We start from the raw sequence: 21,035 nt of genomic DNA, 5'->3' as shown, positions 1-21,035 counted from the left end.
TCTTTATCGATCTGCAATATACATTGACCACGCTTCATCAAACGTCGTCATACTCATCAAATAAGTCGTATTTTCTTCTAAATACTTAGAAATATCATCAAAATCTGTACTTTGTTTAGGAAATGTCGAATCCAAAAAGGCGTTGTTAGCAAATTGCTGCACATCATCAGCGGCCACTGGATTACGATTGGTCATTAACCAATTATAAAATGAGCGATCACTTTTTCTCATCTACTAATCCTCCTTCAAATACAAATTGATCTGCTTTCATATCAATGATTTTGGCCCGAAATGTTAGCCCTTGTGTCGTTGGTAATTGACTCATATCAACAAATATTTCCTTTTTCTTAGGCATGATAGTCACATATTTTGGTGCATCATAACTTGACCGAACAAAGCTCATGACAGTTGATACAGGCAGCGATAAATTACCGATTGCTAGTGATTTTGCTTTTAAAATAATATTCCCATTAGTGGTGACTTGCGGATCCAGCGCCATACCAAAGTTAAACTTTTGCCCTAAAAACTTGGTGCTGCCATACATCATAACTTGGTCTGAAACATCAAATGTGAAACCGCTATTGTCAGAATCGTTAAGGTAGTGGGCAACTAGGGCGTTAATTTGTTTTTTGTTTAATGTGATATCAAAGGTGGCATCCGATTTAGCAATTTTTGATTTACTATCAACATATTTAACCGGACCAGACGCTTGATGAAAGAACCAAAGACTGGTCAGAACAAGTCCAGCTACTAATACCCAAAAGAGCCAAAACCAGATTGAACGGTGTTTTTTTGGTGTCATAACTGGTCGTTTTAGTGTTTGATTAACCAATGTTTTTCCTCTCGTTTCATAACATGAAATAATTGGGATGTCATATATTGATACCCTTTGTTATTCGGATGATAATTATCGTCCTTTGAAATCCAATTATTGTCAACGCCTGTTTGTCCCGTCAAAACAGCCGTCATGGTTTTCGTTGCATTTTTTTCTAAACTATCACTTTCAATTTGCTTAACAAGTTTTTGGCGTTGTGACTTTGTCTTGAATTGACCGTATGTCAAGTCAAATGAACTGACATAATAAGCATTACCATCTCGTGTTGCCAATTTAGCATTAATAGCATTGAATTTTTTAACATCATCATTGAAATCTTCACGATTAGCAAAGTGAACGTAGAGCGGATTATAGTTACCAAAAATAAAGATTGGCGCTTGTTTGTTATAACCACGAACCGTTTTTAGCAATTTTGCTAACCTGATTTGATAGTTCACTTTGCCTTTAATAACTGCTTCAGACAATGCTTTTGGCGAAGAAGCTGTTATATTTTTCAGTAAAAGTTGTTGTAAATCATTACCACCCACTGTCATGACTAATACATCTGCATTTTTAAGACTGTTTTGAAAATCTGATTGTGACACTAATCTTTTTTCAATTTGATCTGAGCGGTCACCTGCTTTGCCAAAATTTTTCATGGTCACAGAAATATCATATTTTTCACGAAGCTCTTTAGCAATTCTACCAGAATAGCCTTGCAATTTCTGTGTATCACCAACACCTTCTGTTAGCGAGTCACCTAATGCTACCAAATTGATATGTGACACTTTTTCAGTTTTTGACAATGATTGATTGAGTGAATGATGTTGCCAGTTTTTAATACCAAAAAGTACGCCAGCACCAACAATCACGATGGCAATGAAGCTGATTAGTACCTTTCGCATTCGTAATTCTCCTGAAACTTTACTGGTAATTATTATAGACTAAAAAAGCGTTAGTTACAAAAAAAGCGAGTTAGACTCGCTTTTAAGATAATTATTCATCAACGGGCGCGATACAAAATTGCCAGTGCTCCCACACCTGTATGTGTTGATATAATTGGCGTCGTGTTCAAAACTGGAATTTCCAAATCCGGCCAAATTGCTTTTAATCTATCGGCTAATTGTGTCGCTTCCTCCGGAATACCAGCATGAGAAATACCAATGGCTACCATCTCTTTGTATTCTTGCATTTTTGCAATCACGTTATTATTGAATTTAGCAATAGTTTTCATGCCACGCCCCTTCAATAAAACGTCGACAGTGCCATCAGTATGTGTCACACCTGCACCGACTTTAATATTCAAGAGGTTACCAATAATACCTTGTGTTTTACTCAAGCGACCTCCGGCAACCATATTTGTCAAGGAAGTGAAGCTCAAATAAATATTAGACTCATCTCGAGCCTGCTCAATGGCTGGCACGATTTCTGCCATTGATGCCCCCTGTTTTGCCATCTCGGCAGCTTGCAACACAACGAATGCTTGTGCACGGTCGGCAGCTAATGTATCAAATGTTGTAATTTTTGCACTTGTTAAAGCTGCTGCTTGTTCAGCGGCACGAACTGTCCCCGATAATCCTGAAGACATGTGTATACTCAAAATTTCTGAATCGGGATACTTTTGGTGAATTTCATCGTAGGCGAGTTGAAACGCACCAATTGATGGTTGTGATGTCTGTGGCAAATTCTTGCTAACCGCCATTTTTTCTAAAAATTCATCACGTTGTATCGTCACGCCATCCTCATAAACGGTGCCGTCTATTTGGACGGAGAGCGGTACAATTTTGATATCATAAAAGGCTATTTCTTCAGGTGTCAATGCAACAGCTGAATCGGTTACTATTTTAATATTTGACATGTTCTTTCCTTACTTGCGTTTGTATCGTTCAACTACATACGCGTAATCATGATTGTTATCTTTGGGATGTGCCTCGCTAGAGGTCAGCTTAAATTGTGACAAATCAATTGGCGCAACAAATGTGTCACCGTCAATAATACCGTCAATTTTAGTAACGACGAGATCAGTAGCGTATGGCATAAATGCTTTGTAGACAATCGAGCCACCAGCAATGGATATATCACGAGATTCTTTCTTAATGAGTGCTAACGCTTCATCAAGTGAACGCACAACCTTTACTTCATAATAATTTGGCTGCCAACTTGGGTCCGTAGTCATCACAACACTCGTTCTGTTAGGAAGCGGCCGCCCAATACTCAACCAAGTTGGTCGTCCCATAATCATTAGTGTATTCATCGTTTCGTCACGAAAAAGTTTTAAATCATCAGGCATGTGCCATGGAATACTACCATTTTTGCCAATCGCATTTTGTTTATCCTGTGCCCAAACCATTTTAATTGTCGTCATTTACCTGCTCCTTGGCGTATTGTATCAGCGATTCACGGGTATTTTTCAGGTCACCATTGACCACTGCGTACTCAATTTTTTTCAGACATTGACCTAACTTAGGACCGGGTGTCATAACACCTTCACGAATTAAATCGCCGCCCTGAATAGCTAATTCGGACGAATTTGTAATCGGTAACATGTCTATTATATGCTTTATCTGCTCAATTGTCCCGTTTGAAACACCCAGCATTGTTAAAAGTTCAAACAACGTTTTTTTGTAGGGCAATGATTGGTACAAATCAAAAGTGGAAACCTTATCAATTTGGCGAGCTAATGGCACAACAGTCATTACCGTCACTATTGTTTCTCGGCTCAATTTCCAATTTCTTAAAAAACGATTGATTTGAGATAAAGTCAAATCTGTTTCAACCAATACCAGCGACCAAACTGCGAAAGCATCAGCAGGTTGATGTGTTGCTAAATGTTGAATGATGTTATCCCAAATTTTCAATGGCTCACCTGGCAGGTAGTTGATAACATCATCATCTAAAGCCAATTTTAAGCTTTCAGCGGCATTGAAGCCCATTAACATTTTTTCAAATTCCACTCGAATACGCTCTACGGCAATTTTAGTTAGATTAGGTGCCAAATCACGTAGCGCTTGACGTGTATCATCTGCTATACGAAAGCCTAGTTGGGCACTAAATCTTAGCGCTCTCATCATTCTTAACGCGTCTTCAGTAAAACGTGTTTCTGCATCACCAACAGCGCGAATAATACCGTTTTTCATATCAGATAAGCCATCAAATAAATCGACAACTTCACCATCATGACGCATTGCCAGAGCATTAATCGTAAAATCACGACGCTTCAAATCTTCGGATAAACTACGCACGAATGTCACACTATCCGGCCGCCTGAAATCAGTATAGGTTGACTCCGTCCGAAATGTCGTAATTTCATAGCCTTCACCATGGTCAAGCACCATCACAGTGCCATGCTGAATACCTGTATCAACCGTCCGGTTGAACAATACCTTAACTTCTTCGGGAAAAGCACTACTGGCAATATCAACATCATGTATTGGCGCACCTAAAAGTGTATCTCTAACAGAACCACCAACAAAATAAGCCTCATAGCCAGCTTGCTCTAAGTTGGCTAAAATAGGTTGCGCTTGTACAAATTCTTGTGGTAATTTATCAATTTTCATATCATCTTATTTTATCAAATAAAAGACGACTGTGGGTTTAATATTCGACACTTTCAAGGCGCATTTGCATATCGTCATCATCAGGTGCAATCTTTAAATATTGTTTCATTGTGACTAATTCTTGTTCACGCATCCCCTGCTCATGATACCAGTCAACCAAATCGTGCAAAAATGCTACGTCATCGTTATAAAGCGGTGACGCTTGCTGCCAGTATTTATTAGCCTTATCATCTTGACCTAAGGCTTGATAAGATCGTGCCAAATCCCAATAAAACTGTGGGTCAACCACATCCTCAGCAATATATTTTTCAATTAATTGGACATCTTCTTCATACAAATGCTGTGACAAGAGTAACTCAGAATACGCAATAATAGTCATCACCTCATTTTCATCTAATGCTAGTGCTTTTTGATAATATGATTGTGCAGCCGCTAAATCCCCTTGCTTGTCTGCCGCCAACCCAGCCAAACGGTACAAAAGTGTATTCGTCTCATCTTGGGCTATACCAGCTTGATATGTACGATACGCATGATCGAAATCTTGCTGATTTTCATACGCTTGTCCCAATAATGGGTATATAGAGGTATATTTAGGATCAGATTCCAAGATACTGTTAAACAGCTTAATTGCATCATTTTCACGATCGTTTTCTTGATATAATACGCCTAACTGGAACTGTGTGTCTAACGTCATTTGCTCAGGTTTAATTTGTTCCAAATAACCCACTGCGTTTTCATAATTCCCAATTTGTGCATACGCAACCCCAATCCGAGCAACCAAATCAACGCGACTAATTTCACGTTCACCTTTCAGTAACAACGACCGATAGCGTGGAATGGCTTGATGATAACTCTGATTAGCAAAATAAAATTCAGCTAGTGCGAATTGGATGATTATTTCATCTGGTGCGATTTTTTCTGCCTGTAACATGCTTAACTCAGCTGATTCATTCAATCCCTCAGTTTGGTAAATATCGGCTTTCACAAGAAGCGCTTGTAAATAAGACGGTGATGAGGGTCTGATTTGTGCTAAGTAGTCTTGGGCTTCATCAATTTGACCATCTTCAATGGCGATGTCAGCCAAAGCAGTGCGAATGTCATCCTCATCTGGAAATTTATCTAATAATTTTTTGTAGGCTCTGCGCGACTGATTCAAAAATCCTAACGCGTATAATTCTTCGGCCAAACTATAAATCATTTCATCACTATCATGACGCAATGATTGTGCAAATAATTTTTGCGCCGTGTCTAGCTGTCCACTAGATAAGGCATCCAACATCTTTTCTGCATAATTTTCTGTCATAAGCGTTCTTCCTTTTAATATTGTACGTTAATTGTGTTGGCAGACTGCATATCAGCAATGGCATCAAAATCCATTGTCACACCAATGCCAAATCCTGTTGGCACTGTGATATAACCACGATCAACAACTAACTTTTCTTTAATGATGTCCCGTTCAAAATAGCGACTACTGTCGGATATATCGCTTGGAAAAGCAATGTTTGGCAAACTTGCTAGCGCCAAATCAACACTTCGTCCTAACCCACTCGTTAACATACCGCCAATCCAAGGCTTATCAACCATTTTGATCGCCGTAATAGCATTTGAAATGCCCCCTATTTTGCCCTGCTTAACAGTTAGCGCGTCGGCGGCGTGTAAGTCAAGCATTGTGGCGATATCATCTATATTATTGACGGATTCATCTAGACTCAAGTGTTGTTGAATACGGGCTTGTAGTTGCGCATGTTTAACAAAATCGTTAGCGCTATAAGGCTGCTCAATAAAATCAACATTATCAGGCAACGCGGCTAAAAAGGAAAAGTCTTCATCACGAAAGCTACAATTGGCATCAATAGAAAAATGTTGATTGGGGTAATCAAGCAATAAATCAATCAACTTTTGCCAATCATTCGTAGCGCCATCAATTTTCAACTTATGACGTTGGTACTGCGCTTGCATCATAGCCTTAAAATCATCTGACAATCCAATTGCGACACTGACTGGTACTTTTGTTCCTGTGCCACCAATGAGCCTTTGCAAAGATTTCTTTTTCAAATGACCAACAGCATCCCAGATTGCCATTTCAAGTCCTGATTTAGCAAATGACCCGTACGCTGTTAGCGTATTTAAACGACCAGTAAACTCCTCGGGCGATTTAAACTGATAGTTCCGCAATTGAGGCAATAAAATATTTTGGATAATTGACATGCTCATGATTTGATTTTCTGGTGCATAAGTGAAATCATCAAACGATTGTATTTCGCCATATCCAATAACGTCTTGCTGTGTCACATGATCAAATAATGTCACTTGTACAATCGTTAATGGTCGCCGTTTTGTTTCTGTATGGGCCGTTTTAAATGACTGTTTTAAGGTCAAAATAACCGGCGTGAGTGTCACACTTTTAATTTGATACATTTAATGCCTCAACAAATAACTTTGATTGCTCAACATGCGTGTTATGTCCGGAATTAGGAATGACTGTTTTTTGAACGTGGGGAATTAATTGGACCATTTGATTGGCGATAGCATTAAATTTATTATCTAATTCGCCAACAATTACTTGCGTCGGCATTTCTATATCCGACAGCTTCGGCCAAAAATTAGGTTGTGCCCCCGTTCCCATTCTCAGCAATGAATTAGCAACATTTTTTGAGTTTTGTAACAAGCGCTGTCGCCGAATATGATCTTTTTTTGATGATGATAACAATTGTTGCGTTTCAAATAATGGGAGTTGAGCCCAATTATCCACAAACTTTGGAAAATTCTCTAAAATAGCTTGCGCCTTAATCTCGTCCGCAGTTATTCTTGCTTGTCGTTCTGATACAGTTTTGAGTCCCGCTGTGGTGCTTTCTAAATAAAGATTTTTTACCAAATCGGGATACATTAAGGCAAATGCCAACGCCAAACGACCACCCATTGAATAGCCTAGCAAATTAACATTTTGCCAATGAAGTGAAACCAAAATTGATCTTAAATCATCAATTTGATTAGCCATCTCAAAACGGCTCACATCGACGACATCTGGTGCCCGACTACCAAAACCAAGTAAATCAACTGTCAAAACTTCACCAGGCAAATCCGATGTGATATCATCAAAGTCATGATGTGATCCCATAAAGCCGTGCAATAGTAGCCACTGACATGGGCGTGCATCATTTTTAGTTAGAAAAATCTGATAGGGATAGTTGTTGATCATCATAGGCTTTCTCCGATATATTTTTGATGATCACGCACATTTTGAGCACGGTTACTAGGATAAACAATTATTCTTGTGCCGTCTGTTGGTTGGTTAAGCACCTTTTGCAGATCTTCCGGTTGCTTTAATAATACGTACGACAGCTGATACAATGATGCAATTTTACTGATGTCTAATTCTAACGGTGTCCCAAAAAGTGTTTCAAAGTATTCTGTTGCTTCAGCCTGTGGCAAAAATGAAAAAATACCGCCACCATTATTATCAATGACGATAATATCAAGCGGTAGCTGATAATTTCGGGCCATCATTAAACCGTTCATATCATGAAAAAGTGTCAAATCGCCTGTCAATAATAGACTACGTTGTTTTGTCGTAGCACTCATCCCCAAAGCTGTTGAGATCACGCCATCAATACCGTTTGCCCCACGATTTGCATAGATGGTTTGTGTATTAAACCCCGAAAAAAAATCATCCATATCGCGAATAGGCATACTATTGGCAACAAAAATCGGTGTTTTTGGCGATACAGCACTGTCTAATGCTGACACAATCGCCATTTCATGTACTAATCGTTTGTCACTTTGGTTAATTAGTTGCCAATTATTTTCGAACGCTTGTTGTTCTTTACTAGGCAGCACGTTCGCCTGTCTCAAAAAATCCTGCGGTGACGCTAAAATTGCGCGAGAAACATGCCGTGAATGATCAGTTCCAGCATTTAAATCAATATGCCAAGTCTCAATATCATTATGCTTCAACCATTGTAAAACTTTCGCAGAAACTGGCGTTTTACCAAACCTAATGACTAAATCTGGTTGTAACTCCTCGGTCAATTGATTAAATTTTAACAAATAATCAATACCATGAATCGTTTCTGGTGTACGAGCACGACTTAAAATATCAGCAATGACTGGTACGTGATAGCGCTGCGAAAATGCCAACAAAGCATCGCTATATGATTCTGCAACATTTGGTCCGGCTAGAATTAACACACGTTTTGCTGTGATTGGTAGTATGTCAATTTCAATCTGAGATGGTTTTGAAAAGGATAATTGCTTAACTAACACGTTGTCCTGATTTCCTAATGTTGGCATCAAAGGCTTGCGTAACGGTAAGTTGAATTGCACTGGCCCACACGGCGCTGTATTTGCCAAATGCACAAATTTTTGTGTCGCAAAATCAATATATTCAGTTATGTCGTGATGTGTGTCTTGTAAATTAAAAGCAAGATCTGCTTTCGTAAATTTTCCAAACATATTTTGCTGTGGTAATGTTTGCGGCGCCCCATTATATTGTAATTCTTGTGGTCGGTCAGTTGACAAAATAATCAAGGGTACCTCAGACACTGACGCCTCTGCGACAGCCGGTGTATATTCTGTAATAGCAGTTCCTGATGTGCCTAATAAAACCACAGGAGATAGCGTCGTTTTAGCAATACCTAGCGCAAAAAAGCCTGCCGATCGTTCATCAACATCAACATAGAGTTGCGTATTTGGATGATGCTTGACATATTCAGCAATTAATAATGCAACTGGCGTACTACGTGAGCCAGGAGAAATCACAAAATGCTTAACACCTCCGGCTACTAAAGCAGCAATTAAATGTTTGGTATTGTTTGTTAAAGCATCAGTCATGCATTAATTCTCCTAACAATTGTAGCATTGGCTCAAATTTCAACGCTGTTTCATTATATTCCTGTTGTGCTTCTGAACCAGCAACAATCCCAGCGCCAGCAAATAAACGTGCGTGAGTTTGGTCGCAGTACATTGAACGAATGCTCACTACTAATTCACCCGTATTATCGGCTGTGACATAACCAATTGGTCCTGCAAATAAACCACGGGGTTGTTGCTCATGCTGCGCAATGTACTGCAAAGCTTCTTCTTGTGGTACACCGCCTAAAGCTGGAGTAGGATGTAGATTGTCAACTAGGTCCTTGACAGATATGTTTGCTGATAATGTACCACTAATCGGTGTATAAAGATGCTGGACCTGTTTATTTTTTAACAATATTGGCTTAGATGGCACATTTAATTGCGTTGTTAACGCTTCTAATTTCATTTTGATACTATCAACAACAAACTGATGCTCACGCTGATTTTTTAAACTATGTAATAATTTATTGCCTAATTCGTGATCACGTTTTGGATCAGGATCGCGAGGTGCAGTACCGGCAACAGCCGCTGTTTGTATTTCGCCCTGAGAGACGAATGCGAGACGTTCTGGTGTGGCAGTAACAAAAACTTCATTTTCTCGCTTCAAGATGACATGATATACGCCGTGTTCCTTTTTTAATGCTTCTAGCAGAGAAGAGATGCGAATTTGTTCGGACAATTCAATCATTTCCTGACGACCAAACACTACTTTATCCATAGGACATCTTACATCGTTAAGATTTTTAATTAAGTCAGCTACACGTACAATCCAATCTGTTTCAGACACGATATTTTTAATTTTCACCCTTTTCGTAGTGCTGATTTGCTGGTAATTTACTAAGATATTATCCAGATTCAAATCGTTGGATTGTAAACGACCATTACTGATTGAGACAATAATCTCAGGTTCAAACCAAAAACCATTCATTAGTTCGCCCTTTGAATGCTGACCATCAAAAGTATTAGCACCAAACACCAACGTATTAACTTTTTGAGGTAATGTTTGCCACGAATTTTTTGATCCAAAAGCGTAAAAAATTTGAGTCCCTGTATTATTTTCGAAAAAAGCGCTCACTTGAAAATGATCAAGCATTTGGTTTAACACTTGATAGTCATTTGAAGTTGCTTCACGTTCAAATTTAAAAAAATGATTCTCGCTCTTTTGCATGTTACTTCCTTACAACTAGATTAAAAAGCAACAGACACTCGTCTGTCGCTTAGCTATACCTTATCCCAAACGTCTTGCCGCTTGCCAAACATTACCAACATTGAATTCATCATTCAACGCAACGCCATTTTTGATACCCGCCAAAACAAATGCTTTAGCATCTTGTATCGTCTCTCGCATATCGTTTTCTGTCATATTGGCAGCGATACTAGCCGAAAATGTACAGCCAGCACCATTATTATACGGTACTAGTGTTATAACTTTCTCATTCTGGAAAATTGTAAATTCCTCACCGTCAAATAAAACGTCAACCGCAACATCACCAGACAATCTCGCACCACCTTTAATAACAACATTTTTAGCCCCTTCGCCAACTAAACGACGCGCGGCCTGCTTCATATCATCGACATTATGGATTTCAGTATTGGTGAGTAGCCCTGCTTCGTTTAAATTAGGCGTCAAAACTGTTGCCAATGGCAATAATCGATCACGAATTACCTGAGTTAATTCACTTTTACCATTTTTTAAGGCAGTCTCTTTAAAAATCATCACTGGATCAATGATGATAGGAATACTAATTGTCGATAAACAATCGGCAACCACATTGATAATGTCTACTGTAGGTAAAAGACCAACCTTAATCGCGACAATTTGATTCAATGACATAACAGAAGCCAATTGAGCTTTTATTACATTGATGTCCATTGGAAAAATTTGAAAACTATCAGTTTGTACAGTGACAATACTTGTAATGACACTCAATCCAACTACACCATACTCTTCAAAAGTAGCCAAATCAGCCTGAATACCACCGCCTGATAAAGAATCCGAACCGGCAATCGTTAAAACCTTGTTCACCATCATTGATTGCTCGACGCTACAAAACTGATGTTATGACCATCATCAGTTACTTTAGTAACAATATCACTATCACTGCCAACCCATGAATAATAGCGATTATGGGCAATTGCCCATTTTTTTGCCTCAGCTAGCGTTTTTCCTTTCAGTTTGGCTGATTCCTTAATTTCGGCAGCAGTATCTTGGCTACTCGATGAAGCGCTTGAAGACGATGAAGATTCGCTCGACGTTTCACTGCTACTACTTGAATCATCTGAAGAACTACTGTTAGAATCCACTGTTTCCTCAACCGTACTACTCTTTGACACTTTTTGTTGAATGGGTGTTGTCGTTTTCTGAGAATCAGAATAACCAATATAAACAAAAGCGCCTAAAGCAACAACAATTAATAAGGCTAACACAATAAAAAAATTGCGAATAGGATGCTTTTTTTTATAAAATCTTGGTCTTTGATAATAATTATAATCTGCCATATCCACCTCTTACTACTCTATATTATACCAAACATAACAATGTTTTTACTAGCAATATGTTATCATGGAAATTGAACAAATTAGCGAGGTTTTACGATGAATGTTACAAATTTAGAACGCATTTCTGTTCGTGATCTTGGTATGATTGCACTGGGAACAGCCCTTTATGGTTGGGGATTAATCAACATTAATATTCCAAATCAACTTGCAGAAGGTGGCGTGTCTGGTATCACGTTAATCCTACGCGCACTTTTTGGTTGGAACCCAGCCTACACCACACTATTGCTTAATGTTCCGCTTGTATTTATTGGTTATCGTGTGCTTGGTAGACGGTCTTTAATTTATACAATTTGGGGCATTTCTTCGCTTTCATTTTGGTTGTGGTTATGGCAAGTTGTTCCTACCCCACCGGCGCTTGATCACGACATGCTAATCGCTGGTCTGTTGGCAGGTTTTGTTTCTGGTTTAGGATTAGGAATTGTCTTTCGATTCGGCGGCACATCGGGCGGTACAGACATCGTTGCAAGAATTACAGAACAAAGACTAGGCATCCAAATTGGTCGAACAATGTTTGCGCTCGACGCAGTTGTTCTGATTATTTCTTTAATTTATATCGACATAGTACACATGATGTATACTTTGATAGCCTCATTTGTATTTGCGCAAGTGGTTAATTTTACACAACAAGGCGCTGCATACTCAGCAAGATCATTTATGATTTTTACACAATATCCTGAAGAAATTTCCCATGCGATTATGTCTGAACTCGACCGTGGGACAAGCCTGTTAAAAGCAGAGGGTGGCTACTCACACATTGATCAGCGCGTTGTTTACGCTGTTGTCGATCCTTCCGAAGTCAACATGGTCAGACATATCATTAATCAAATTGATCCGAAAGCATTTGTTTCTGTATTTGACACACAAGAACAATTAGGCGAAGGCTTTTCCTACTTGCGTCCCAAAAAATCAATATTTAAGTTCAAATAAAAAGCGACCAATTTTTGAAATAACGCACGTATTTCAAAAAAATTATTCGGTCGCTTTTTGTTTTGCCGTTGATTTGTTCGTCTTATCAGTTGATTCTTTAGGGGTTGTACCATCAGCCAACGTTTTCTCTGTTGGTTTATCCCATGTCACAAAATCACAATCAGGATAACGAGAGCAACCATAGAACGTCCGACCACGCTTTGTCTTTCGAGAAACGACCTGACCTTTGTGACACTTAGGGCATGTCAAACCAATTTCTTGCACAATCGTTTTGGTATTTCGGCAATCAGGAAAACGAGAACAAGCATAAAATTTGCCATATCTGCCCATCTTAATCACCATCGGAGCACCACAAATTTCACAGTCCATACCTGCTAGTTCATCATGCATAATGACTTTTTCAAGAGATTTTTCGGCAGTCTCAACTTCTTTTTGGAAAGGTTTAAAGAAAGAATCAATTACCGGTACCCATTTTTTATCGCCTGTCTCTACTTCATCTAGTTCATGTTCAACAGCGGCCGTAAATTTGGTATTAGTAACATCTGGGAAGCTATCTTCTACAATCGTCTGAACGATCTCACCTAGTTCGGTCGGCACAAACTTTCGTGCATCAATACGCACATAGTTTCTTCGTTGGATTGTGTCTAATGTTGGGGCATAGGTTGAAGGACGACCAACACCATTTTCTTCTAATGCTTTAATTAACGCGGCTTCCGTATATCTTGCTGGTGGCAATGTGAAATGCTGTTGCGGATCAGTTTTCGCTAATTTAACTTTGTCTCCTGCATTTAAGTCAGGCAAAGCATTATCCTTAACTTTGGCAGCTGGATAAGCTTTCGTAAAGCCCTGAAATTTGGTCTTTGACCCATTAGCTCTAAATATCACACCATTTTGCTCAATCGTGACCGCCATTGTATCCAAAATTTCTGGCGTCATTTGACTGGCTACAAAGCGTGACCAAATCAATGAATATAACTTAAATTGATCAGGTGTGAGTTTGTCCTTAATCGATTCTGGTGTTCGCGTTACATCAGAAGGTCTAATGGCTTCATGGGCATCTTGTGCGCCTTCAGGTAATTTACCCTGAATTGGTTTATGTTGAGAGTATTCCTCGCCCCATGTATCATGAATAAATTGCGCCGTAGCATTTTTAGCAACAGAAGAAATTCGGGTTGAATCAGTACGCATATAGGTAATTAAACCGACTTGTCCCAATCCGCGCCCTAAATTAATACCTTCATACAACTGTTGAGCAGCCATCATTGTCTTACGTGTTCTAAAATTAAGCTGTGTATTGGCGGTTTGTTGCATCGTTGACGTTGTAAATGGCGGTTGTGGTTGACGTTTCCGCTCCTTTGCATCAACTTTAACAATATCAAAATCACCATTTTTATCAATGCGTTTCAAAATTGACTGAACACTGTCGTTATCTGGTAATGGTTGCTTTTTACCATCGAATCCATAAAAAACTGACTTAAACTTACTTCGTGCTTTTTTAAACTCGGAATCCAGGGTCCAATATTCTTCTGGCTCAAAGGCTTGAATCTCACGCTCACGTGCAATAATCAAACCTAAAGCAACTGATTGCACACGTCCAGCCGACAGTCCCCGTTTCACAGTTTTCCAGAGAATTGGTGAAATTGAATAGCCAACTAACCGATCCAAGATGCGGCGTGCTTGTTGCGCATCTACCAAATCTTGGTTAATTGTACGAGGCGTCTTAAAAGCGTTCTTAATTGTATCTTTCGTAATTTCATTAAAGACAACTCTGTTAGGCTTTTCCGGATCAAGATCTAAAATATGTTGCAAATGCCACGCAATTGCTTCACCTTCACGATCCGGATCGGAAGCCAGATAAACAGCTTTCGCAGCCTTGGCTTCTTTGCGCAAACCTTTAATGATATCACCCTTACCACGAATGTTAATATATTTAGGATCATAGTCATGTTCAACATCAACGCCTAAAGTTGATTTTGGCAAATCCCGAATATGCCCTAAACTGGCAACAACTTTGTAGGTGCTGCCCAAATACTTTTCAATTGTCTTAGCCTTTGATGGGCTTTCCACAATAACTAAATTTTTTTTAACTTTTGATGTTCTTCGTTTTGTTGTTTTTTTCTTTAATGTCGTCTTTGTTTTTGTATCTGCCAATGAGATATGCCTCACAATTTGTTTTCTATAGTATATAGTGTATCAAATTGTGTCAAATAATTGTATGCTTTCCATGATATTAGTTGATTTTGTGACCATTTTTGCACCAAATCTTAATAGTTCATTTGCACCTAAAGAATTTTCAGAAAAAATTGAACCTGGCACAACCATCACTTCACGATTATTTTGGAGGGCCAAGTTTGCAGTAATCAAACTACCTGATTTTTGTTGTGCCTCAACGACAAGTGTTGCTGATGATAGTCCTGCAATAATACGATTTCTCGCTGGAAAATGTGACCGCTGTGGACCAGTGCCAGGTGGGTATTCACTCAATAACAGTCCTTGTTGCCCTATTTGCTGTTGCAGTGCCTGATTTTGTGCCGGATATGTCATATCAATTCCTGTACCAATAACTGCAATTGGTACACCTGAATTGGCAAAAGTGATTTGATGTGCCATCACGTCAATACCTTTAGCCAGACCAGAAACCACTGCAATACCTGATTTGACTACTTCGGGTAATAGATGCCTCATTACCGCTAAACCGTATGGTGTCGCTGTTCTCGTACCAACAACAGCAACATTAGGCAACCTTAAAGCTGCTAAATTCCCTACGTAAAACAATATTAATGGTGGCTCATAGATTTCTTTCAATTGTGGTGGATAAGCATCATCAAAATATGTCAAAAAGTCAGATGCCATCGTCTCGGCTTGATTACAAGCCAGATGATAACTAGATTTGATATTATCAGCTTGCTGATAATTTTCAATAACTGAAAAGACCTCATTCAAAGACCAAGGGTAATGAGTGGATTCTAAATCATTCGCAATTGCATATATAATTTTTGCTTCTGCAGCACGCCCTATACCACGAGTTAAGTGTATTGCTAATAAAAATTGTTTTAATTGCATTTTGTCTCCCTCTTTTTTATGATACGAAATGCAAAAAGAAAGCTCATAAATTAATTATGAACTTTCTACGATATCACTTAAATATTCCCAACGATCCATTTTGTTTTCAAGATCCTTGTTCAATTGATCTAATTCTTGTTGTAGATCACCAAGCTTGACATAATCCGTGCCAAATGTTGCCATTTCGTCGGGAATTTTGTTAATACGATTTTCTAATTTTTCAATATCTGTTTCAATCGTTTCCCACTCTTTTTTTTCGTTATATGTGAGCTTTTTTTTGGTGCTTTGGGTGACTATTATTGGCTTTGGCTTGTTAACTTTAACTTGGTTTACCGTTTCGTGAGTTGCTAGGTAGGCACTAAATAGGCCATCAAATCTGTTGACCACACCATTGCCCTCAAACATGTACAATTGATTAGCCGCTTTATCTAGAAAATAGCGATCATGAGAAACTGTGATAACAGTGCCATCAAAATTTGACAAGAAATCTTCTAGTACTGTTAACGTTCCGATGTCTAAATCATTCGTCGGCTCATCAAGCAATAACACATTAGGCTGCTGTAATAATAGTTTAAGTAGGTATAATCGGCGCTTTTCTCCTCCAGATAATTTACGAATTAAAGTGCCATGCATAAAGGGTGGGAACAGAAACTGTTCTAACAATTCAGAAACACTGATTTGATTGCCATCTTTATCTTTAACCGAACCAGCAACATCTGTCAAATAGGCAATCACACGTTTGTCATCTGGAATTTCTTCAGTCATTTGTGTGTAATAAGCCATTTTCACCGTATCCCCAAGCTCAATCACGCCACTCGTCAATGGTACAAGACCAGCTATCGCATTTAAAAATGTTGATTTACCAGCGCCGTTAGCCCCTGTAATTCCGATGCGATCACCAGCAGACACACGCAAATTAAAATCATTCAAAATCGTTTTATCGCCAAACTGAATACCAGCGTGTTCTATAACAATCACTTTTTTACCAAGGCGCTGTTGCCCTAGATTGACGGTTACATCTTCGTCAGTTTGTAATGTTCCCATTTGTGACGCCAATTCGGCAAACGCGTTCTCACGTCCTTTTTGCTTCGTTGTTCTTGCCCGAGCTGACTTTCTCATCCATGCTAATTCTTGTTTATATAATTGCTGTTGCTTGTGTTCTGCCAGTTGATTTTGGGCAACTCGCTCAGCTTTTTTTTCCATGTAATCTTGATAGTTGCCTTGATATTCAAACAAATCGCCAAATGATAGCTCAAATATTCTTGTGGCAACTGCGTCTAGAAAATACCGGTCATGCGTAACAGTTAAAACTGCCCCTTTGTATGAACTTAAGTACTTCTCTAACCAAGCAATTGAATCAAAGTCTAAGTGATTGGTTGGTTCATCTAAAATCAACAAATCAGGTTCTTCAATGAGCACTTGCGCCAATCCAACACGTTTGCGCTGTCCACCTGATAAATTACCAACCTTATGGTGTAAATCTGGCATGTGCAACTGGGTCAGAATCGTTTTAATTTGAGATTCAGTTGTCCATGCATCGTCGCGATCCATAGCATCTTGTGCTTTTTCAAAATTTTGCGCAATTACTTCGTCAGTCGGTTGATTGCTAAATTTTCGCAAAGCAGTTTCATAATCGCGAATAGTCTGAAAAACAGGCTGTTCGCCCGATAAAATAGCATCCATTACTAAAGCATTATCGTCTAAAATTGGACTTTGAGTTAAATAACCAATGCGATAATCATTTTGGGTTGTAATAGTACCAGAATCTGCCGGCATCACGCCAGATATCGCGTTCAATAATGATGTTTTACCACTGCCATTAACGCCAATCAATCCAACTCTATCACCCGCCGTTATTAAAAAAGAGAGATCTTTGAATAAGACTTTTTCGCCATACGTACTGTTTAAATTTTCTACTCTAAATTGTTTCATGGTACTATTTTACCTTTTTTACCCAAAATAAACCGATCAAATAGTGACAAGCGCGTTAAAAGATTATTCGCACTGGAAAGATCAGAGTAATTAGGTGTTCATTAGTTTTTAAACACTTGTTGCCAAACATTGTAAATTTTTTCGGCTGAAAAGAACTTGGCTTTTTGATATGAAGCAGTGCTCATACTTGCCCATTTTGATGGATCATTCAAAATGCTTGCTACTCGCTGAGCCATAATATTTGCCGACGCAGTTGGTACCACATAACCATTACGATTATTCTCGACAATCTCATGAGTGGTCGTTGTATAATTTATCCGATATGAAACAATTGGCAAACCAAAAGCCAGCGCTTCAACCAAGTTCATCCCGAATCCCTCACCATGAGACGTTTCAATAATGACCTGCGCTCGCGACAGAGCTTCTTTTACGGCTTCGTAATTACCATACGGTGTAAAAATCACTGATGATTCAACTCCCAAATCACGCGCTAATTGTTGTAATTTTTGCACGATTTCTGTATTAGCGGGGTAACCCATGAATTCTAAGGTCGCATCGTTGACATAACGTCTCGTCACTGCCAAAACTTGTACCGCCGCTTCAGGATTTTTTTCTGGACTTAAGCGTCCTAAAAACAAAATACGATGATTCACGCGATCTCTAACACTCGTCTGAGATTGTGTCAGCATTGACTGCAATATGAAAGTATCTGGTGCAGTTTTCACATTAAGATTGGGATAACGTGCTTTAATATCATGACGTTGCGCGTCAGTTGGGACTAAAATTGCATCAAACAACTGATTTTTTTGGGACAAAGCTATTTCATAAACTGGATAAGGATCTCCGAGACGTGGCTGAACCACGTCCGGTGTATGTATATCATGAAAATAAGCAAACTTTTGTTTAGCACCACTCACTTTACCAACAGCTTCATCAAGCGTACGTCGATCAGAAATCAGTGTCGCCTCTTGATATCGTTTCACAATTTCATTGAGAAAGAATGTCAATAATTCGTTTTCTGAATTGAATCGGTAATGATGCCCTCGATAATTTAATAGTTGCCACATTGTTGGTTGAACGATGCCATTTATAGCCATGTGTGTTATCTCGAGGACCACATCACCCTTTAAGTTCAAAAAACGTTGTGTGGCTAAACTACCATCCGGATGGAAAGTATCCACACTAGACTTAAATCCACGCCAATCCCAATTTTCGCGAATGGTAGGATTGCCAGCACGATCTTCAAAAATGACTTCATTAACTAATCCCACTGTCTCAGGCATTACAGTAATGGTGGCAATTCGACGTCCATTATGATTTAAAAAGCTTTGATTTGGTCCATCAGCAACAATGTGATATGTATCCAAAGGTAACATTTTTAGCAAACGCAAGTTTTGCTCTACTCTTTTAATATCAGTCGTACCTTGAAAAAAATCATACATATTTAACACCACATCTGGTGTCAAGCCAACCGCTTTAAGATCGCGATCAAGTAGGCGATTATAGTTACGAGTCACATATTTGGCAGCATCATTAAATGCATTGAATAGCTTCGTTCGTTTAATTTGGGCGTGCTCAGTGCCAGAGTTAAATGAAAAAATATTTTCACTAATAAAAAAATTCATGTTGTCACTTACCTCCCTAAATTAGTCGCCGCTATTTTGTGCTGCCATTTTTGATTAGCATCCTCAATTAATTTTTGCCAAGCAGCCATAACATTGGTTTCACTATATCGTTCAGCCGATTGATAAGCACCGTCAGAATAGCGTTGCGCCAACCTGGGGTCCCGTAGCACAGTTAACATAGCATTGGCCATAGCTTGATAATCACCATAAGGCACAATTTTGCCATTAATATTATCTTGGACAATTTCATTTGGTCCGTAATTGACATCATAACTCAATGCAATCAAGCCATGAGCAATACCCTCCATGATTGCCAAATTAAAGCCTTCCATTCTTGAAGTCAAACCGTATATCATAGCCCGATTTTCAACTGCATCAATGTCAGTAGTATACCCTTTCATTGTGACAGAATCACCGAGATGGTATTTGTCAATCACTGCTTCAACAGCACGCTTTGCTCGGAAATTATCTGTCGGATCGGCATAACCATACAAGTCCAAACTGACCTCGGGGATTTCTTCTTTTACAATTCCGACAGCTCTTACTAAGTCATCCAAATGCTTTTCCCAAGCGATTCTTGCAAATGCGACAACCTTACCAAATTGCCGCTCTCCAACACGTACTCTTTTGGCATGTAGTAGCGTATCTTTAACAATACCGACAGGAATTGTGAATAATGGGACACTAGGTTGAAAACGTAATTTAATATCACGCGTTTGTTGCGGCGTAGCTGAAACGACCGCATCGTATTGATTCAAAGCATTCATGGCAAATTCATAATTGTTATTCAAAACAGATTGCATTGGTTCCTGTGCATCACCAGCATGTGAATTGTGTAAGTGCAAAACTGTATAGGCCGGATTTTTAAGGTGTAACAGGCCATAATCAGCTAAATGACTGCGGTCTAAAATAAAGATATTAGGCTCTAAAGTATTAAAAAAAGTTTGATTAATTGCGTCTAAAAAATAGATAGTTAAGTCTTCTATTGTATCAAAGTCATAACTAATTTCGTTAAAAGTCAAATGCCAATTGGTTCGAGTCAATTCCGACTGATGATTAACTGTCTTAGTGGTTTTAAAAAAGCTTTCCAAAACTGGCTGTCCATGAACATCTAACCATGTTTCTGATTCAATTTTGTTATCCGGTGTATACCATTGTTGTAGCGACTTAAAGCCTCGAATATCATAGTGATCAACACGGTACAAATTACCAAAACCATCAAAAAGCTCGACGGATTTCACTCGCTGTGTTTCTGCGTTATTATAGTTAACACGAGCCACCAGCTTTTTACTGTTATCAACTACTAAATATCGATTATTTTGTGGCTCATCATTAAATTCTAAGTCAACAACACCAAAATCAAGATCTTTAATGGTCAACTGTTGCGTTGCAACAATCGTCGCTTTTTGAAAATAATCAAACATATTGATTAAGTCATCATCATCAATGCCGGCTGCTTTGGTTTGCCGGTGACATTCAGGGTCCCAATCTCGTAAAATTAGTTTTTGAGCGATATGATTTTTTTTGAATAACATAAATCGCTGAATTTCAGCATGCTCAATGCCTGATTTTTGTTCTGGCATGGTCGCATTAATGTGAAAAATCATGATTCACTCTCCTTTTCTGGGCACCTATTTTAAACATAAATGTCAATTCATTGTGCCTTTCAACGAACTAAAAAGTCACAGATCGTTCAAATTGTATCTT

Annotated in this window: 19 protein-coding genes; 1 reads left to right on the top strand and 18 read right to left on the bottom strand. The window is 38.8% G+C overall.

The window, feature by feature from the left end:
* Positions 1-3 precede the first annotated feature (3 nt).
* From FF105_RS04320 to FF105_RS04260, 13 genes are all read right to left on the bottom strand, one after another.
* On the bottom strand, positions 4-231 hold the full coding sequence (locus FF105_RS04320; protein WP_010278410.1) for a YozE family protein: 228 nt from the start codon (positions 229-231) through the stop codon (positions 4-6).
* On the bottom strand, positions 218-832 hold the full coding sequence (locus FF105_RS04315; RefSeq protein WP_010278408.1) for a YpmS family protein: 615 nt from the start codon (positions 830-832) through the stop codon (positions 218-220). The genes FF105_RS04320 and FF105_RS04315 overlap by 14 nt, the downstream gene beginning before the upstream one ends.
* Positions 814-1,719 carry an SGNH/GDSL hydrolase family protein gene (locus tag FF105_RS04310; protein ID WP_010278406.1) on the bottom strand — a complete coding sequence of 302 codons (906 nt, stop codon included), beginning with the start codon at positions 1,717-1,719 and terminating at the stop codon, positions 814-816. The genes FF105_RS04315 and FF105_RS04310 overlap by 19 nt, the downstream gene beginning before the upstream one ends.
* 98 nt (positions 1,720-1,817) lie before the next feature.
* Positions 1,818-2,672: a DegV family protein gene (locus FF105_RS04305; RefSeq protein WP_010278404.1), complete on the bottom strand. Its 855-nt coding sequence runs from the start codon at positions 2,670-2,672 to the stop codon at positions 1,818-1,820.
* Positions 2,673-2,681: 9 nt separating this feature from the next.
* Entirely contained in the window at positions 2,682-3,179 is a 498-nt protein-coding gene (locus tag FF105_RS04300; RefSeq protein ID WP_010278402.1) for a dihydrofolate reductase, read from the bottom strand.
* Positions 3,166-4,371: a CCA tRNA nucleotidyltransferase gene (locus tag FF105_RS04295; protein WP_010278400.1), complete on the bottom strand. Its 1,206-nt coding sequence runs from the start codon at positions 4,369-4,371 to the stop codon at positions 3,166-3,168. Before FF105_RS04295 ends, FF105_RS04300 begins: the two co-directional genes overlap by 14 nt.
* 37 nt (positions 4,372-4,408) lie before the next feature.
* A complete protein-coding gene (locus FF105_RS04290) occupies positions 4,409-5,674 on the bottom strand; it encodes a tetratricopeptide repeat protein (RefSeq protein ID WP_010278397.1) in 1,266 nt (421 codons plus the stop codon).
* Positions 5,675-5,688: 14 nt separating this feature from the next.
* Positions 5,689-6,789 carry an o-succinylbenzoate synthase gene (menC, locus tag FF105_RS04285; protein WP_010278395.1) on the bottom strand — a complete coding sequence of 367 codons (1,101 nt, stop codon included), beginning with the start codon at positions 6,787-6,789 and terminating at the stop codon, positions 5,689-5,691.
* Positions 6,776-7,573, bottom strand: a complete 798-nt coding sequence (menH, locus tag FF105_RS04280) for a 2-succinyl-6-hydroxy-2,4-cyclohexadiene-1-carboxylate synthase (RefSeq protein ID WP_290046360.1) — start codon at positions 7,571-7,573, stop codon at positions 6,776-6,778. The genes menC and menH overlap by 14 nt, the downstream gene beginning before the upstream one ends.
* The gene (gene menD, locus FF105_RS04275; protein ID WP_010278392.1) at positions 7,570-9,201 is read right to left on the bottom strand and encodes a 2-succinyl-5-enolpyruvyl-6-hydroxy-3-cyclohexene-1-carboxylic-acid synthase; all 1,632 of its coding nucleotides are present in this window, start codon (positions 9,199-9,201) and stop codon (positions 7,570-7,572) included. The genes menH and menD overlap by 4 nt, the downstream gene beginning before the upstream one ends.
* On the bottom strand, positions 9,194-10,390 hold the full coding sequence (locus tag FF105_RS04270) for an isochorismate synthase (RefSeq protein ID WP_010278390.1): 1,197 nt from the start codon (positions 10,388-10,390) through the stop codon (positions 9,194-9,196). The genes menD and FF105_RS04270 overlap by 8 nt, the downstream gene beginning before the upstream one ends.
* A gap of 60 nt (positions 10,391-10,450) precedes the next feature.
* Entirely contained in the window at positions 10,451-11,251 is an 801-nt protein-coding gene (locus FF105_RS04265; RefSeq protein ID WP_031940999.1) for a bifunctional hydroxymethylpyrimidine kinase/phosphomethylpyrimidine kinase, read from the bottom strand.
* Entirely contained in the window at positions 11,251-11,721 is a 471-nt protein-coding gene (locus FF105_RS04260) for a hypothetical protein (RefSeq protein ID WP_010278384.1), read from the bottom strand. Before FF105_RS04260 ends, FF105_RS04265 begins: the two co-directional genes overlap by 1 nt.
* Positions 11,722-11,817: 96 nt before the next feature.
* Here FF105_RS04260 and FF105_RS04255 point away from each other — a divergent pair, with 96 nt between their 5' ends.
* A complete protein-coding gene (locus tag FF105_RS04255) occupies positions 11,818-12,708 on the top strand; it encodes a YitT family protein (RefSeq protein ID WP_010278381.1) in 891 nt (296 codons plus the stop codon).
* Between the two features lie 42 nt (positions 12,709-12,750).
* On the opposite strand, the gene topA is transcribed toward FF105_RS04255, so the two are convergent.
* The 5 genes from topA to FF105_RS04230 all read right to left on the bottom strand — a co-directional run bounded on the left by topA (position 12,751) and on the right by FF105_RS04230 (position 20,935).
* Positions 12,751-14,859 (bottom strand): type I DNA topoisomerase, encoded by a 2,109-nt coding sequence (gene topA, locus FF105_RS04250; RefSeq protein WP_147651353.1) that lies wholly within the window; start codon positions 14,857-14,859, stop codon positions 12,751-12,753.
* Positions 14,860-14,901: 42 nt separating this feature from the next.
* Positions 14,902-15,771 (bottom strand): DNA-processing protein DprA, encoded by an 870-nt coding sequence (gene dprA, locus FF105_RS04245; protein ID WP_290046359.1) that lies wholly within the window; start codon positions 15,769-15,771, stop codon positions 14,902-14,904.
* Positions 15,772-15,825: 54 nt separating this feature from the next.
* On the bottom strand, positions 15,826-17,703 hold the full coding sequence (locus FF105_RS04240) for an ABC-F family ATP-binding cassette domain-containing protein (RefSeq protein ID WP_290046358.1): 1,878 nt from the start codon (positions 17,701-17,703) through the stop codon (positions 15,826-15,828).
* A 101-nt stretch (positions 17,704-17,804) separates the two neighbouring features.
* On the bottom strand, positions 17,805-19,328 hold the full coding sequence (locus tag FF105_RS04235) for a glycosyltransferase (RefSeq protein WP_147651352.1): 1,524 nt from the start codon (positions 19,326-19,328) through the stop codon (positions 17,805-17,807).
* An 8-nt stretch (positions 19,329-19,336) separates the two neighbouring features.
* A complete protein-coding gene (locus FF105_RS04230) occupies positions 19,337-20,935 on the bottom strand; it encodes a glycosyltransferase (protein WP_010278368.1) in 1,599 nt (532 codons plus the stop codon).
* Between the last annotated feature and the right edge of the window lie 100 nt (positions 20,936-21,035).

Source organism: Leuconostoc sp. UCMA20149 (genome assembly GCF_030400235.1).
Classification (GTDB): Bacteria; Bacillota; Bacilli; order Lactobacillales; family Lactobacillaceae; genus Leuconostoc; species Leuconostoc pseudomesenteroides.
The sequence above is the reverse complement of the archived record's forward strand: the minus strand, read 5'-3'. Positions and strand labels throughout refer to the sequence as shown.

Excerpts from the sequence above, each read along its gene's own strand:
- FF105_RS04240 (WP_290046358.1), bottom strand. The coding sequence starts at position 17,703 with ATGAAACAATTTAGAGTAGAAAATTTAAACAGTACGTATGGCGAAAAA.
- FF105_RS04295 (WP_010278400.1), bottom strand. The coding sequence starts at position 4,371 with ATGAAAATTGATAAATTACCACAAGAATTTGTACAAGCGCAACCTATT.
- FF105_RS04290 (WP_010278397.1), bottom strand. The coding sequence starts at position 5,674 with ATGACAGAAAATTATGCAGAAAAGATGTTGGATGCCTTATCTAGTGGA.
- menD (WP_010278392.1), bottom strand. The coding sequence starts at position 9,201 with ATGACTGATGCTTTAACAAACAATACCAAACATTTAATTGCTGCTTTA.
- dprA (WP_290046359.1), bottom strand. The coding sequence starts at position 15,771 with ATGCAATTAAAACAATTTTTATTAGCAATACACTTAACTCGTGGTATA.
- menC (WP_010278395.1), bottom strand. The coding sequence starts at position 6,789 with ATGTATCAAATTAAAAGTGTGACACTCACGCCGGTTATTTTGACCTTA.
- FF105_RS04320 (WP_010278410.1), bottom strand. The coding sequence starts at position 231 with ATGAGAAAAAGTGATCGCTCATTTTATAATTGGTTAATGACCAATCGT.
- FF105_RS04265 (WP_031940999.1), bottom strand. The coding sequence starts at position 11,251 with ATGGTGAACAAGGTTTTAACGATTGCCGGTTCGGATTCTTTATCAGGC.
- FF105_RS04310 (WP_010278406.1), bottom strand. The coding sequence starts at position 1,719 with ATGCGAAAGGTACTAATCAGCTTCATTGCCATCGTGATTGTTGGTGCT.
- FF105_RS04305 (WP_010278404.1), bottom strand. The coding sequence starts at position 2,672 with ATGTCAAATATTAAAATAGTAACCGATTCAGCTGTTGCATTGACACCT.
- FF105_RS04270 (WP_010278390.1), bottom strand. The coding sequence starts at position 10,390 with ATGCAAAAGAGCGAGAATCATTTTTTTAAATTTGAACGTGAAGCAACT.
- FF105_RS04300 (WP_010278402.1), bottom strand. The coding sequence starts at position 3,179 with ATGACGACAATTAAAATGGTTTGGGCACAGGATAAACAAAATGCGATT.
- FF105_RS04260 (WP_010278384.1), bottom strand. The coding sequence starts at position 11,721 with ATGGCAGATTATAATTATTATCAAAGACCAAGATTTTATAAAAAAAAG.
- menH (WP_290046360.1), bottom strand. The coding sequence starts at position 7,573 with ATGATGATCAACAACTATCCCTATCAGATTTTTCTAACTAAAAATGAT.
- FF105_RS04230 (WP_010278368.1), bottom strand. The coding sequence starts at position 20,935 with ATGATTTTTCACATTAATGCGACCATGCCAGAACAAAAATCAGGCATT.
- FF105_RS04255 (WP_010278381.1), top strand. The coding sequence starts at position 11,818 with ATGAATGTTACAAATTTAGAACGCATTTCTGTTCGTGATCTTGGTATG.
- FF105_RS04235 (WP_147651352.1), bottom strand. The coding sequence starts at position 19,328 with ATGAATTTTTTTATTAGTGAAAATATTTTTTCATTTAACTCTGGCACT.